Source organism: Enterobacter sp. Ap-867 (assembly GCF_011752855.1).
Lineage (GTDB): Bacteria > Pseudomonadota > Gammaproteobacteria > Enterobacterales > Enterobacteriaceae > Cedecea.
Map to the genome: position 1 here is coordinate 368,212 of NZ_VWWS01000005.1, position 13,403 is coordinate 381,614.

General features: G+C 53.6%; 11 protein-coding genes and 7 tRNA genes. 2 read left to right on the forward strand and 16 right to left on the reverse strand.

What is annotated here, in order from left to right:
• Positions 1-67 precede the first annotated feature (67 nt).
• Complete coding sequence (locus F3J26_RS14580; RefSeq protein ID WP_008456075.1) at positions 68-973, reverse strand: amino acid ABC transporter substrate-binding protein; 906 nt, start codon at positions 971-973, stop codon at positions 68-70.
• A 46-nt stretch (positions 974-1,019) separates the two neighbouring features.
• On the opposite strand from F3J26_RS14580, the gene F3J26_RS14585 reads away from it, so the two are divergent.
• A complete protein-coding gene (locus F3J26_RS14585) occupies positions 1,020-1,271 on the forward strand; it encodes a hypothetical protein (protein ID WP_166994532.1) in 252 nt (83 codons plus the stop codon).
• Between the two features lie 86 nt (positions 1,272-1,357).
• Here the strand turns inward: F3J26_RS14585 and lnt are convergent, their stop codons facing one another.
• The 5 genes from lnt to miaB form a co-directional block, all read right to left on the reverse strand.
• The gene (gene lnt, locus F3J26_RS14590) at positions 1,358-2,899 is read right to left on the reverse strand and encodes an apolipoprotein N-acyltransferase (protein ID WP_166994533.1); all 1,542 of its coding nucleotides are present in this window, start codon (positions 2,897-2,899) and stop codon (positions 1,358-1,360) included.
• 7 nt (positions 2,900-2,906) lie between these two features.
• Complete coding sequence (corC, locus tag F3J26_RS14595) at positions 2,907-3,785, reverse strand: CNNM family magnesium/cobalt transport protein CorC (RefSeq protein WP_008456079.1); 879 nt, start codon at positions 3,783-3,785, stop codon at positions 2,907-2,909.
• Positions 3,786-3,884: 99 nt separating this feature from the next.
• On the reverse strand, positions 3,885-4,352 hold the full coding sequence (ybeY, locus tag F3J26_RS14600; protein WP_008456081.1) for an rRNA maturation RNase YbeY: 468 nt from the start codon (positions 4,350-4,352) through the stop codon (positions 3,885-3,887).
• Positions 4,349-5,410, reverse strand: a complete 1,062-nt coding sequence (locus F3J26_RS14605) for a PhoH family protein (RefSeq protein WP_008456082.1) — start codon at positions 5,408-5,410, stop codon at positions 4,349-4,351. Before F3J26_RS14605 ends, ybeY begins: the two co-directional genes overlap by 4 nt.
• A 210-nt stretch (positions 5,411-5,620) precedes the next feature.
• Positions 5,621-7,045: a tRNA (N6-isopentenyl adenosine(37)-C2)-methylthiotransferase MiaB gene (gene miaB / locus F3J26_RS14610; RefSeq protein WP_008456083.1), complete on the reverse strand. Its 1,425-nt coding sequence runs from the start codon at positions 7,043-7,045 to the stop codon at positions 5,621-5,623.
• 123 nt (positions 7,046-7,168) lie between these two features.
• Here miaB and ubiF point away from each other — a divergent pair, with 123 nt between their 5' ends.
• A complete protein-coding gene (ubiF, locus tag F3J26_RS14615; RefSeq protein ID WP_166994535.1) occupies positions 7,169-8,344 on the forward strand; it encodes a 3-demethoxyubiquinol 3-hydroxylase in 1,176 nt (391 codons plus the stop codon).
• Between the two features lie 88 nt (positions 8,345-8,432).
• Here ubiF and F3J26_RS14620 read toward each other — a convergent pair.
• From F3J26_RS14620 to nagC, 10 genes are all read right to left on the reverse strand, one after another.
• Positions 8,433-8,507: transfer RNA gene (locus tag F3J26_RS14620), tRNA-Gln, on the reverse strand.
• Between the two features lie 36 nt (positions 8,508-8,543).
• Positions 8,544-8,618: transfer RNA gene (locus F3J26_RS14625), tRNA-Gln, on the reverse strand.
• A 45-nt stretch (positions 8,619-8,663) separates the two neighbouring features.
• Positions 8,664-8,740 (reverse strand) — tRNA-Met (locus F3J26_RS14630).
• 21 nt (positions 8,741-8,761) lie between these two features.
• Positions 8,762-8,836 (reverse strand) — tRNA-Gln (locus tag F3J26_RS14635).
• 37 nt (positions 8,837-8,873) lie between these two features.
• Positions 8,874-8,948 (reverse strand) — tRNA-Gln (locus tag F3J26_RS14640).
• A 22-nt stretch (positions 8,949-8,970) separates the two neighbouring features.
• Positions 8,971-9,055 (reverse strand) — tRNA-Leu (locus tag F3J26_RS14645).
• Between the two features lie 10 nt (positions 9,056-9,065).
• Positions 9,066-9,142 (reverse strand) — tRNA-Met (locus tag F3J26_RS14650).
• Between the two features lie 252 nt (positions 9,143-9,394).
• A complete protein-coding gene (gene asnB / locus F3J26_RS14655; RefSeq protein ID WP_166994537.1) occupies positions 9,395-11,056 on the reverse strand; it encodes an asparagine synthase B in 1,662 nt (553 codons plus the stop codon).
• 307 nt (positions 11,057-11,363) lie between these two features.
• On the reverse strand, positions 11,364-12,119 hold the full coding sequence (locus F3J26_RS14660) for an HAD-IIA family hydrolase (protein WP_166994539.1): 756 nt from the start codon (positions 12,117-12,119) through the stop codon (positions 11,364-11,366).
• Between the two features lie 62 nt (positions 12,120-12,181).
• Positions 12,182-13,402, reverse strand: coding sequence for a DNA-binding transcriptional regulator NagC (gene nagC / locus F3J26_RS14665; RefSeq protein WP_008456092.1), 1,221 nt, complete (start codon positions 13,400-13,402; stop codon positions 12,182-12,184).
• Position 13,403 lies beyond the last annotated feature (1 nt).

Consider the following 13,403-nt stretch of genomic DNA (forward strand, 5'->3'; position numbering starts at 1 on the left):
GCATAGTCTGTCCTGGCTTCAGTTCGTCAATCGGGAGGGCGGATTTTTCCGGCCCCTGTGTTTCTAATTAGTTGAGAGCTTTGTCGTTTGGTTCCTTGAACAGCGCTTTCATTTCGTCAGAAAGGTCGAAGTTCATGTTGAGGTTTTTCGGTGGAATTGGCTGTTTAAACCATTTATCGAACCATTTCGCGGCTTCACCGGAGGTTTGTGCCTGCGCAATGGTGGTATCCATCAGCTTTTTAAACTCTGGGTCATTTTTACGCAGCATACAGCCGTAGGCTTCCTGGGACTGTGGCTTGCCGACGATCTCCCAGTTATCCGGCTGTTTAGCTTTCGCACGTTCACCGGCCAGCAGGGCATCATCCATCATAAAGGCAACGGCACGGCCGCTTTCCAGGGTACGGAAGGAGTCACCGTGGTCTTTGGCGCTGATAATACGCATGCCCATTTTCTGCTCGTCGTTCAGCTTGTTGAGCAGGATTTCGGAAGTGGTGCCAGAGGTCACAACAACGGTTTTCCCTTTCAGGTCAGGGAAGTCTTTAATTGGGCCGCCTTTTTTCACCAGCAAACGGGTGCCGACAACGAAGATGGTGTCGGAGAATGCGGCTTGCTTTTGACGTTCTACGTTGTTGGTGGTGGAACCACATTCAAAATCGAAAGTGCCGTTTTGCAGCAGCGGAATACGGTTCTGAGAGGTGATAGGAATGAGTTTTACCTGCAGATCGGGCTTATTCAGCTGCTTTTTCACCGCTTCTACGATGGCATTAGAGTAGTCCTGAGAGTAGCCAACCACTTTTTGCTGATTGTCGTAGTAAGAGAAAGGTACAGATGATTCACGGTGGCCGACCACGATAACGCCGTTGGCTTTGATTTTATCCAGCGTTGACTGCTGAGGCGTCGCGTCTTCTGCATGAACCATTGTGGCGCTCATGCCCATCACCAGCATTGCCGTGGCCAGTTTACGTAGTTGCATATCCAACTCCTTAATCTTAGTGCCAGAGGAGGCACCGGTATCCGATGTGAGTGTTGTGTTTTGTTGTTTTTTCATGCTGCTAAAAGCGTCATGCAATGCCCTTTTGTTAGCATCTACCCTAGCTGAATGTAAAGAAATTGCTAATAAGATGTTTATTTTTGCGAAGCGCGCCGCACCATTTAAAGGCAAAGATATGCCAGTGCACTATAACGGTGCTTGCGATGTCGCTTTTTGGTGCATGCATTTTTCACTGCCCGATACAGCCAGGCCACAGGGCGTCTTTGCGCCAGCTATTTGATTTCAACTGTTTATATCTAGCAAAGGTTGTGCCAGAAATGAAAAAGGCCAGCAAATTTGCCGGCCTCTATGAGCGAGAAGGGTGTGCTACTTTTTGCTGCGGTTACGCAGGCTTATCACCAGTGCGGTGAAACCGAATAAAGCGGTCACCACCCACAGCGGCCAGAAGCCGAAGCGTGCATAAGGCGTTAAGCCAGTGGTCGGTGTGACTTTCGCTTCCAGCACTTCGCGAGTGAACTGCGGGATGATGTTAGTGATCTCACCTTCGGCGTTGACCACGGCAGTTACGCCATTGTTAGTGCTGCGCAGCAAAGGCCGCCCCAGCTCCAGCGAGCGCATACGCGCCATTTGCAGGTGCTGCCATGGGCCGATGGATTTACCGAACCAGGCATCGTTGGAGATAGTCAGCAGGAAGTCAGTGTCTGGCCGGAAATTGTCCCGAACTTGTTCACCCAGGATAATTTCGTAGCAGATTGCCGCCGTCAGCTTGACGCCGTTAGAGATCAATTGCGGCTGAACATAGGGCCCACGGCTGAACGATGACATGGGCAGATCGAAGAACGGGGCCAGTGGGCGCAGAATCGATTCAAGCGGCACAAACTCACCGAATGGCACAAGGTGGTTTTTGTTGTAGCGATTACTGCTGGTGTAGCTGTAAGGGCTACCTTCACCGAGCGTGATAATGGTGTTGTAGGTATCGTACCTGTTTTGCTTATTCAGACGCGCATCGACGATACCGGTGATTAATGAGCTGTGTTTTGCCCGCAGCAGGTCATCCATCATGGTGAGGAACTGCTGCTGATTAATTTCCAGATCGGAGATAGCCGATTCCGGCCAGATGATAAGCTTGGCTTTGCCCATCTCCGGCTCTGTTTTATCCAGATAAATTTTCAGCGTGTCCAGCAGCTGGCTTTCATTCCACTTCAGAGACTGGGGAATGTTGCCTTGTACCATCGCTACGTCAACGGAACGCTCTGGCAGAGGCTGGAACCATTGAATGTTGCGCAGTGGCCAGGGTAATAACAGTAAAGCCGCAGAAACCACCGCAGGAGCCCATTTCCGTGCCTGCAGGGCGTACACCAGAAGGCCACTGATAATCATCAGCAGGAAGGTAATGGTGTCGACGCCCAAAATCGGCGCGATGCCTTTTAGTGGGCCATCGATCTGGCTGTAGCCAAACTGCAGCCAGGGGAAGCCGGTCAGCACCCAGCCACGCAGGAATTCGGTAATTTGCCAGACGACCGGCGCGGCAATAGCTACGCGCCACCACGTTGTTTTTGGCCACAGCCTGCTGAGAATACCGGCGAACAAACCTGTGTAGAGCGACAAATAAGCGGCCAGCAGAACCACCAGGAACACGTTCACCGGGCCCGGCATGCCGCCAAACTGTGCGATGCTGACATAGACCCAGTTGACCCCGCTGCCGAACAGCCCAAGCCCCCAGAAGAAGCCAATCGCGGCGCTTTGTACCGGGCGACGGTTAAGCGTCAGGCCCTGCAAGCCAGCAAGAGAAACAATAGCTGCAGGCCAGAAATCATAAGGGGAAAAAGCCAGCGTTCCGCAGGCCCCAAAGAAAAGCGCCAGCAGCAGGCGAACGCGCTGGCGTTGAAGAAGTTGAGCTATAGCCATAGCTGAGTTATTCGTCCAGTTTAGGTTGCGGCGAGTCGTCCGGAATTCTGACATGAACCTGAATAATACGACGGCTATCGGCCATGGCGACTTTGAACTGGTAACCATCTATTTCAATGGTTTCGCCACGGGCTGGCAGGTGCCCAAAGGCTTGCATCACCAGACCACCGATGGTGTCGACTTCTTCATCGCTAAAGTGCGTGTCGAAGGTTTCGTTGAAGTCTTCAATAGAGGCGAGGGCGCGCACCGTCCACGTATGGCGGCTCAGCTGACGGAAATCACCGTCTTCCTCGTCGTCGTACTCATCTTCAATTTCCCCGACAATCAGTTCGAGAATATCTTCGATCGTCACGAGACCTGAAACGCCGCCAAATTCATCAATGACAATCGCCATATGATAGCGCTGCTGACGAAACTCTTTTAGCATGCGGTCAACCCGCTTGCTTTCAGGCACGACAACCACCTGACGTAACACTTTTTCCATGCTGAAAGGCTCAGAGTCGCTGCGCATGAACGGCAGCAGATCTTTCGCCATCAGAATCCCTTCGATGTGATCTTTGTCTTCGCTTATCACCGGGAAACGGGAGTGAGCGGAATCGATAATGACATCGAGGCACTCGTCCAGCGTCTGGTTGTGTTTGAGCGTCACCATCTGCGAACGCGGGATCATGATATCGCGGACGCGCTGGTCGGCGATATCCATCACCCCTTCGAGCATGTCGCGGGTGTCCTGGTCTATCAGAGAGTTTTGCTCAGAATCACGAATAAGCGTCAGCAGATCGTCACGGTTTTTCGGTTCACCGTGAAACAGCTGGTTGAGAATGAGGGAGAAGAATCCCTTTTTGGCTTCCGGCGTGTCACTATTCTGTGAATTGTCGTCGCTCATGGCGTTAGGTTTTAGGCCTCATATAAATCAAAAACTAACAGGCAGCCTGATGGTGCACTGCCTGCGCGTGACGGCGGCAAAGGGAAAGCCCTGAGCCGACTACTCTTTCTCGGCAATGTACGGATCGGCATACCCAAGAGCAAGCATTATCTCTGTTTCCAGCGCTTCCATCTCTTCGGCTTCATCGTCTTCGATGTGGTCGTAACCGAGCAGATGCAGGCTGCCGTGTACAACCATATGTGCCCAGTGGGCCTCCAGCGGCTTCTCTTGTTCTTTGGCTTCCTGCTCAACCACCTGACGGCAGATGATCAGATCGCCGAGCAGCGGAAGCTCGATCCCAGGTGGGGCTTCAAACGGAAAAGAAAGCACGTTGGTGGACTTATCTTTTCCGCGATAGGTCAGGTTCAGGTCGTGGCTTTCGGCTTCGTCTACCAGACGAACGGTGACCTCAGACTCTGGCTGAAACTGAGGAATAACCGCATCCAGCCAGCGCTGAATTTGTGCTTCATCCGGCAGGCCGCTTTCTGCTTCGCAGGCAACCTGTAAATCTAAAATAACCTGACTCATTTGCTCTCCTGAGCGGTAGCCTGCAGGGCAAGGGCTTCGCGTTTACGCTCGGCGGCAAGCTCGTCTTTGCGTTTTTGATCGGCGGCTTCCCAGGCTTCATAGGCGTTAACGATGCGGGCCACAACCGGGTGGCGCACTACGTCTTCGCTATTAAGGAAGTTGAAGCTGATTTCATCCACCTCGGACAGGACGTCGATAGCATGACGTAAGCCGGACTTGAGGTTACGTGGCAGGTCTATCTGCGTCACATCGCCGGTAATCACCGCCTTGGAGTTGAAGCCTATACGGGTCAGGAACATTTTCATCTGTTCGGTGGTGGTGTTCTGACTTTCATCGAGAATGACAAAGGCATCGTTCAGGGTTCGGCCACGCATGTAGGCGAGCGGGGCCACTTCGATAACGTTGCGCTCAATCAGCTTTTCGACTTTCTCGAAGCCCAGCATTTCAAACAGCGCGTCGTACAGCGGGCGCAGGTATGGGTCAACCTTCTGGCTTAAATCGCCGGGCAGGAAGCCCAGTTTTTCACCCGCTTCAACCGCCGGGCGGGTCAGCAGAATGCGGCGGATCTCCTGGCGCTCCAGCGCATCAACCGCGGCGGCAACGGCAAGATAGGTTTTCCCTGTCCCTGCCGGCCCTATGCCGAATGTGATGTCGTGGTCGAGAATATTCGCGATGTACTGCGCCTGATTAGGCGTACGCGGCTTAATGACGCCACGCTTAGTTTTAATATGGATAGCTTTACCGTAATCCGGCACGCTGTCGGCCGTTTGCTCCAGCACCCGGCTTTCTTTAATAGCCAGATGAATTTGTTCCGGGTCGATATCCTGGCTTTGGCCGCGCATTGGCGCGGTGTCTACGTACAGATGTCGCAGAATATCCGCCGCGGCGTTAACGGAAAGCTCACGACCGGTGAGCCTGAAGTGATTGTCACGGCGGTTGATTTCAATCCCCAGTCGGCGTTCCAGCTGTTTGATGTTGTCATCAAAAGGGCCGCACAGACTAAGCAGACGGGCGTTATCCGCCGGTTCCAGCGTTAATTCACGTGTTTCGATATTCAAACTTATCCTCTTGGTCACTCGGGGCCAGTTAGAGTAAACGGTCTCGCGTAGCCGAAAATACGGTTCGGCTACAGGGAAATTATTTATCCCGCAGCGTGATGGCGCAAGCGTCACAATTGATATTTGGGTGATGCCTTCAGAATGCAAGTGCAAACAATGAGACAGCCTGCCGGGACGTGGAATTAGCGCTCCGGCAGGCCGTGGAGAGAATTAAGGCTGGTAAGTCCCGACGCCAATGTCATTCTCTTTGCGGGTACGAGCAATAACGGAAGCCGGGGTTTCAGCAATACGCAGGCCCATTTCGCTTTCTGTGCGCACCAGCTTCGCGCGCAGGGAGTTAGTCAGGACTTCGGTGATTTCGACATCCACGAATTTCCCTACCATATCCGGCGTCCCTTCGAAGTTCACCACACGGTTATTTTCGGTACGGCCGGACAGCTGCATAATGCTTTTACGCGAAGTCCCTTCCACCAGAATACGCTGTACCGTACCCAGCATTTTACGGCTCCATTCCATTACCTGCTGGTTAATACGATCCTGCAGGATATAAAGGCGCTGTTTTTTCTCTTCTTCCGGCACGTCATCAACCAGATCGGCCGCCGGGGTGCCCGGACGAGCGGAGAAAATAAAGCTAAAGCTGGTGTCAAAGTTGACGTCAGCAATCAGCTTCATGGTTTGCTCGAAGTCCTGGCTGGTTTCGCCTGGGAAGCCGACGATAAAGTCTGAGCTGATCTGGATGTCCGGGCGCGCTGCACGCAGCTTGCGGATAGTCGATTTATACTCCAGCGCGGTATGCGTGCGCCCCATCATATTCAGCACACGGTCGGCGCCGCTTTGAATCGGCAGGTGCAGGAAACTCACCAGCTCCGGCGTGTCGCGGTAGACTTCGATAATGTCATCGGTAAATTCAATCGGGTGGCTGGTGGTGAAGCGAATGCGGTCGATACCGTCAATCGCGGCAACCAGACGCAGGAGCTCGGCAAACGAGCAGATGCCGCCGTCGTAAGCTGCGCCGCGGTATGCGTTAACGTTTTGACCCAGCAGGTTAACTTCACGCACACCCTGTTCTGCCAGTTGAGCGATTTCAAACAGAATATCGTCGCAAGGGCGGCTCACTTCTTCGCCACGGGTATAAGGCACCACGCAATAGGTGCAATATTTGTTGCAGCCTTCCATGATGGAGACGTAGGCGGTCGGGCCGTCGGCCTTTGGCTCCGGCAGGCGGTCAAATTTTTCGATTTCCGGGAAGCTGACGTCCACCACCGGGCTGCGGGTGCCGCGAACCTGGTTGATCATTTCCGGCAGGCGGTGCAGGGTTTGTGGCCCAAAGACGATATCTACATAGTGCGCCCGCTGGCGAATTTTTTTTCCTTCCTGAGAGGCAACGCAGCCGCCGACGCCAATGATCACGTCCGGGCGTTTGGCTTTGATATGCTTCCAGCGCCCCAGCAGGTGAAACACCTTTTCCTGGGCTTTTTCGCGAATAGAACAAGTGTTCAGCAGCAGAACGTCCGCTTCATTCGCGTTATCGGTCAGCGTAAAGCCGTGGGTGCTGTCCAGCAGGTCGGCCATCTTCGATGAATCGTATTCGTTCATCTGGCAGCCCCAGGTTTTTATATGGAGTTTTTTTGTCATCGACTTGCCATTGCTCAAGGTGAAGTCAGGAATTAAGCCGGATAGTGTAATGCTTTGCTATGGATGTGACCAGCCTGGGAAAAGCCAGTAGAATCAGCAAAGATGAATGAAGGAAAGAGACTTATGGTAAATCAACCAATTGAATTAGCCGTTGTCGGCGGCGGTATGGTCGGCGCAGCGGCAGCGCTGGGGCTGGCACAGCACGGTTTCCGTGTGGCGGTGATTGAACATCATGCACCTGAGGCTTTTGTTCCTGACAGCCAGCCGGATGTCCGTATTTCGGCCATCAGCAGCGCATCGGTTGGCCTGCTCAAGTCTCTTGGCGTCTGGGACAGCGTTTTAGCGATGCGGACGCATCCTTATCGCCGGCTGGAAACCTGGGAATGGGAAAGCGCGCACGTTGGTTTTGATGCCGAAGAACTGGGCTTACCCGAGCTGGGCTTCATGGTCGAGAATAACGTGCTGCAGCGCGTGCTTTGGCAAGCGCTTGAGGCGCATCCGAATATCTCTTTACGCTGCCCGGCGAGACTGCGGCAAATCCATCGCCAGGCAGCAGATTGGGCGCTCGAGTTTGATGACGGCGCTTCACTCAATGCTGAAATGGTGATTGGCGCGGATGGCGCGAATTCCCAGATCAGAAAATGGGCGGGGATTGGCGTACATGCCTGGCAGTATCGCCAGGCCTGTATGCTGATTACCGTTAAATGCGAGTTTGAGCCGGGGGACAGCACCTGGCAGCATTTCACGCCGACAGGGCCGCACGCTTTCCTGCCGCTGTTCGATAACTGGGCCTCTCTGGTTTGGTATGACACCCCGGCACGTATTCGGCAGCTGCAGGGAATGAACATGCCCCAGCTGCAAAAAGCGATTACGGCCGCTTTCCCTCAGCGACTCGGGGCGGTTACGCCGGTTGCCAGTGGGGCATTTCCGCTGACTCGTCGACACGCTTTGCAGTACGTCCAGCCAGGGCTGGCGCTGATAGGGGACGCAGCGCATACGATTCATCCTTTGGCCGGGCAGGGCGTTAATCTGGGATATCGTGACGTGGATGCTTTGCTTGATGTCCTGATCGGTGCCCGTAGCCATGCGGAAGCCTGGGCGAGCGAGGCTATCCTGAAACGTTATCAGAGGCGGCGTCAGGCGGATAATTTCCTGATGCAGAGTGGAATGGATCTGTTCTATGCGGGATTCAGCAACAACCTGGGGCCGCTGCGCGTGGTGCGAAATATTGGGCTGATGGCGGCGGAAAGAGCCGGTGGCCTGAAGCGTAAAGCGCTGAAATACGCCCTGGGATTATAATGAAGACGAGCAGGGCGGTTTCCCGCTCTGCTTATGAGGACCACATTCCAGATAGCAAAAAGCCCGCTTGCGCGGGCTTTTCAGTGTGTGGCTGGGGTACGAGGATTCGAACCTCGGAATGCTGGTATCAGAAACCAGAGCCTTACCGCTTGGCGATACCCCAACAGGGTGCGCTCACAAAGTGAACGACTTTTGAAATTGGCTGGGGTACGAGGATTCGAACCTCGGAATGCTGGTATCAGAAACCAGAGCCTTACCGCTTGGCGATACCCCAACAATTTTTTTGGATTTATCGAAGTTAATCAATAATTCCTTTGTATGGTGGCTACGACGGGATTCGAACCTGTGACCCCATCATTATGAGTGATGTGCTCTAACCAGCTGAGCTACGTAGCCAAACTCTATCATATTTTTCGATGGCTGGGGTACCTGGATTCGAACCAGGGAATGCCGGTATCAAAAACCGGTGCCTTACCGCTTGGCGATACCCCAATAACCGTCGCGGTGAACCGCATGTATCGAAAAATAATGGCTGGGGTACCTGGATTCGAACCAGGGAATGCCGGTATCAAAAACCGGTGCCTTACCGCTTGGCGATACCCCATCCGTGCAACGCGAGAGATAAATGGTGCGGGAGGCGAGACTTGAACTCGCACACCTTGCGGCGCCAGAACCTAAATCTGGTGCGTCTACCAATTTCGCCACTCCCGCATAAAAAAGATGGTGGCTACGACGGGATTCGAACCTGTGACCCCATCATTATGAGTGATGTGCTCTAACCAGCTGAGCTACGTAGCCATCTTTTTACGCGCTACCTTATCGGCGTTGCGGGGCGCATTATGCTGAGTTGACTCTACAGCGTCAACTAGTTTTTTCCCGAAAACCCGCTCAGAATGCTCGTTTGAATGACTTGCGAACAGCTTGCTTGAAATATCGACAATAACGCACGTTTTTGTTTTTAATTCCGCTTAAAAACAGGGATAAAGCCTCGACAGGAATACAGAAACGACAACGGGCCATAAGGCCCGTTGTTTTAAGCTAAATCAGCGATTAATAGGCGGCCTGGTGCACACCTACCGCGCGTCCTGATGGATCGTTCATGGTTTTGAACGACTCATCCCATTCGATTGCTTTTGCGGAAGAACAGGCCACTGACGGGCCGCCAGGTACGCATTCTGCCGCGCTTTGCAGCGGGAATAGCTCTTCAAAGATTTCGCGGTACAAATAGGCTTCTTTCGAGCCCGGTGTGTTGTACGGGAAACGATAGGCCGCGGTAGCCAACTGCTGGTCGCTAATCTGCTCAGCGGCAACTTCTTTCAGCGTATCAATCCAGCTGTAGCCCACGCCGTCAGAGAACTGCTCTTTCTGGCGCCACGCCACGCTTGCAGGCAGGTAGGATTCGAAGCACTCGCGCAGGACATGCTTCTCCATTTTGCCGTTGCCGCACATTTTGTCCTGCGGGTTGATGCGCATTGCCACGTCGAGGAATTTTTTATCCAGGAACGGGACGCGGGCTTCAACGCCCCAGGCAGACATCGCCTTGTTCGCACGGGCACAGTCAAACATGTGCAGAGCCTGCAGTTTACGCACGGTTTCTTCATGCAGTTCTTTGGCATTTGGCGCTTTGTGGAAGTACAGGTAACCGCCGAATACCTCATCAGAGCCTTCCCCGGACAACACCATTTTGATGCCCATCGCTTTAATCTTACGCGACATCAGGTACATCGGTGTTGAAGCGCGGATCGTTGTCACATCGTAAGTTTCGATGTGATAGATAACATCCCGGATCGAATCCAGGCCTTCCTGCACGGTGAAGTGGATCTCGTGGTGAACCGTGCCCAGGTGGTTAGCAACTTCCTGCGCGGCTTTCAGGTCAGGAGAACCTTCCAGACCGACGGCGAAGGAGTGCAACTGCGGCCACCAGGCTTCGCTGCGCTCTTCATCTTCTACGCGACGCGCGGCAAATTTCTTGGTAATAGCGGAAATCACGGAAGAGTCCAGTCCGCCGGACAGCAGAACACCATAAGGCACGTCTGACATCAGGTGGCTCTTCACGGAATCTTCCAGCGCCTGGCGCAGCGCGTTTTTGTCCGTGACGTTGTCTTTTACTTCTTCGTAGCTGAACCAGTCGCGCTGGTAGTAGCTGCGAATTTCGCCGTCTTTGCTCCACAGGTAACTGCCCGCCGGGAACTCTTTGATGGTGCGGCAAACAGGCACAAGGGCTTTCATTTCTGAAGCGACGTACAGGTTGCCGTGTTCATCGTGGCCCATATACAGCGGGATAATACCGATGTGGTCACGGCCAATCAGGTAAGCGTCTTTCTCGCTGTCGTAAAGTGCGAAGGCGAACATCCCCTGCAGCTCATCAAGGAAGTCAGGGCCTTTTTCCTGATACAGCGCCAGGATGACTTCACAGTCTGAACCGGTCTGGAAGGTATAGCGGTCGCCGTATTCGGCGCGCAGAGCCTGGTGGTTGTAGATTTCGCCGTTAACCGCCAGGGCATGAGTTTTTTCGGTGTTGTACAGCGGCTGAGCGCCCGCGTTGACGTCAACGATGGACAGACGTTCGTGCACAAGAATCGCTTTATCGCTGGCGTAAACACCCGACCAGTCCGGGCCACGATGGCGCATCAGGCGCGATAATTCCAGCGCTTTTTTGCGCAATTCAACTGCATCAGTTTTGATATCCAGAACGCCAAAGATAGAACACATATAACTTCTCCGTACACTTGCCTGAGCGATTTGAGTTGTGGTGCTGCGTTGCCGATTTTTGCTTTTACTGCGGCTTTGCTGCGTTGCTTAGTAATGAAAATGCTCAATCGCTGAAGGGAATGCAAGGCTTTTAGCTTTCAGCTAATAAATAGTGCAGTGAGGATTGCTGATTGATGAAAAATGATGATGTTTTGGGCGTTAAAATTAACGGATCGTCAATTTTTAACAATTTGCACTGAGGTTTGCTTCTGCTACGCGGCGATTTTTTATCGATATAAAAATGCCGGCTCTGGGCCGGCATTCTGAATTAGAAGATATCGATTTCAGCCACAGAGGGGTAAATCCAGCTCGGCCTGAAGGGCATATCGTCAACGTTGTTCAGGCTGGAGACGCCAGACAGCACAAGGATGGTTTCAAGGCCGGCCTGGAAGCCCGCGAGAATATCCGTCCGCAGGTTATCGCCGACGATAACGGTTTGCTCGGAATGCGCCTGCATTTTGTTAAGCGCCGCGCGAATAATCCACGGGCTTGGTTTGCCGACATAAAACGGCTCGCGCCCGGAGATTTTCTCAATGCCAGCGCAAAGCGCGCCGCAGGCCGGACTAAATCCGTGGCCGTGGCTGTCAGGGTTGGTGGCAATAAAACGCGCCCCGTTTGCCACAAAGTAAGCGGCTTTATGCATCATCTCCCAGTTAAAAGAGCGGGTTTCACCGACGATGACAAAGTCGGGATTGATGTCGGTAATGGTAAATCCAGCTTTATAGAGCTCGTGAATCAGCGCCCCTTCACCGACGACATAGGCTTTCTTACCTTCCTGACGACGGAGGAAATCAGCCGTGGCCATGGCCGAGGTGTAAAACACGCTCTCCGGCACGTCGATGCCCGCGGAGGCAAAGCGGTTGGCAAGATCCTGGCTGGTCTGGGAAGGGTAGTTGGTTAGCAGCACCAGCGGCATTTCTTTGTCAAGAATACGTGCCAGAAATTCATTAGCGCCCGGCACGGCGACGTTGTCGTGCATCAGCACGCCGTCGATATCACAAATTACGTTCTGGATGGTGGTCATTAACAACTCTGGCTCACGGAATGAAGTCGGTAACTATAGCGTAAAATGCTGCCTGGGCAGCATTAACTTTCCAGCAAATGCTGAAGCAAGACGCCGTTTAGCATTGAGCGCTTAACCAGCGCAAAGGCGCCAATTGCCGAGCGGTCGTCCAGCTTTGAGCAGACGATAGGCAAGTTTTTACGGAAGGCATTCAATACCTGGGTGTTGATGCAGCCTTCGATGGCAGGCAGCAGCACTTTTTCGGCTTCGATTATCTCGCCGGCAAGGACAACTTTTTGCGGGTTAAACAGGTTAATGGCGATGGAGATGGCTTTCCCCAGATGGCGGCCAACGTGTTCCAGCACTTCACAGGCCAGCGCATCGCCTTTATTGGCCGCTTTGCAGATGGCCTGAATACTACAATCATCCAGCGTCAGGCGGCTGTTGTAGCCTTGCTCCAGCAAATGGCGGACGCGTTTTTCAATGGCGGCGTTCGCGGCAATGGTTTCCAGGCAGCCAAAATTACCGCAGTGGCAGCGCTCGCCCAGCGGATCGACCTGAATGTGGCCAATCTCACCCACGTTCCCATTACGGCCGATAAAAATCCGCCCGTTTGACAGAATTCCCGCCCCGGTGCCGCGGTGGACTCGCACCAAAATAGAGTCTTCGCAGTCGTGGGTTGCACCGAAGTAGTGCTCGGCCAGCGCCAGGCTGCGAATATCATGGCCGACAAAACAGGTCACCTTGAAACGTTTTTCCAGGCTGTCGACCAGCGCCCAGTTGTTGACGGCGATGTGCGGCATGTAGCGGATCACGCCGCTTTCGGGGTCAACCAGCCCTGGCAGGATGACGGAAATAGCGATAAGTTCGCGGGTTTTACGCTGCCAGGTTTCGATGAAGTGGCTAATGGCGTTAAGCAGCGCATGCTCGAGCGTTTCCTGCGTGCGTTCCGGCAGCGGATAGTGCTCTTCGGCGATGGATTTCGCGCTCAGGTCGAACAGGGTGATAGTGGCGTCGTGGCGCCCGAGGCGCACGCCAATAGCGTGAAAGTTACGTGTTTCGGTCGTAATAGAGATAGCGCGGCGGCCGCCGGTGGAGGCCTGCTGATCGACTTCTTTTATCAGGCCGCGCTCAATAAGCTGGCGAGTAATTTTTGTGACGCTGGCGGGCGCAAGCTGGCTTTGTTCGGCAATCTGGATGCGCGAGATGGGACCGTGCTGATCAATCAGGCGGTAGACCGCCGCGCTATTCAGCTGTTTTACCAGGTCAACGTTACCAATTTGGGCTTGTCCGCCAGTCGTCATG

Coding starts and splice junctions, on each gene's coding strand:
- F3J26_RS14580 (WP_008456075.1), bottom strand. CDS start 973: ATGCAACTACGTAAACTGGCCACGGCAATGCTGGTGATGGGCATGAGC.
- lnt (WP_166994533.1), bottom strand. CDS start 2,899: ATGGCTATAGCTCAACTTCTTCAACGCCAGCGCGTTCGCCTGCTGCTG.
- corC (WP_008456079.1), bottom strand. CDS start 3,785: ATGAGCGACGACAATTCACAGAATAGTGACACGCCGGAAGCCAAAAAG.
- ybeY (WP_008456081.1), bottom strand. CDS start 4,352: ATGAGTCAGGTTATTTTAGATTTACAGGTTGCCTGCGAAGCAGAAAGC.
- miaB (WP_008456083.1), bottom strand. CDS start 7,045: ATGACAAAAAAACTCCATATAAAAACCTGGGGCTGCCAGATGAACGAA.
- ubiF (WP_166994535.1), top strand. CDS start 7,169: ATGGTAAATCAACCAATTGAATTAGCCGTTGTCGGCGGCGGTATGGTC.
- asnB (WP_166994537.1), bottom strand. CDS start 11,056: ATGTGTTCTATCTTTGGCGTTCTGGATATCAAAACTGATGCAGTTGAA.
- F3J26_RS14660 (WP_166994539.1), bottom strand. CDS start 12,119: ATGACCACCATCCAGAACGTAATTTGTGATATCGACGGCGTGCTGATG.
- nagC (WP_008456092.1), bottom strand. CDS start 13,402: ATGACGACTGGCGGACAAGCCCAAATTGGTAACGTTGACCTGGTAAAA.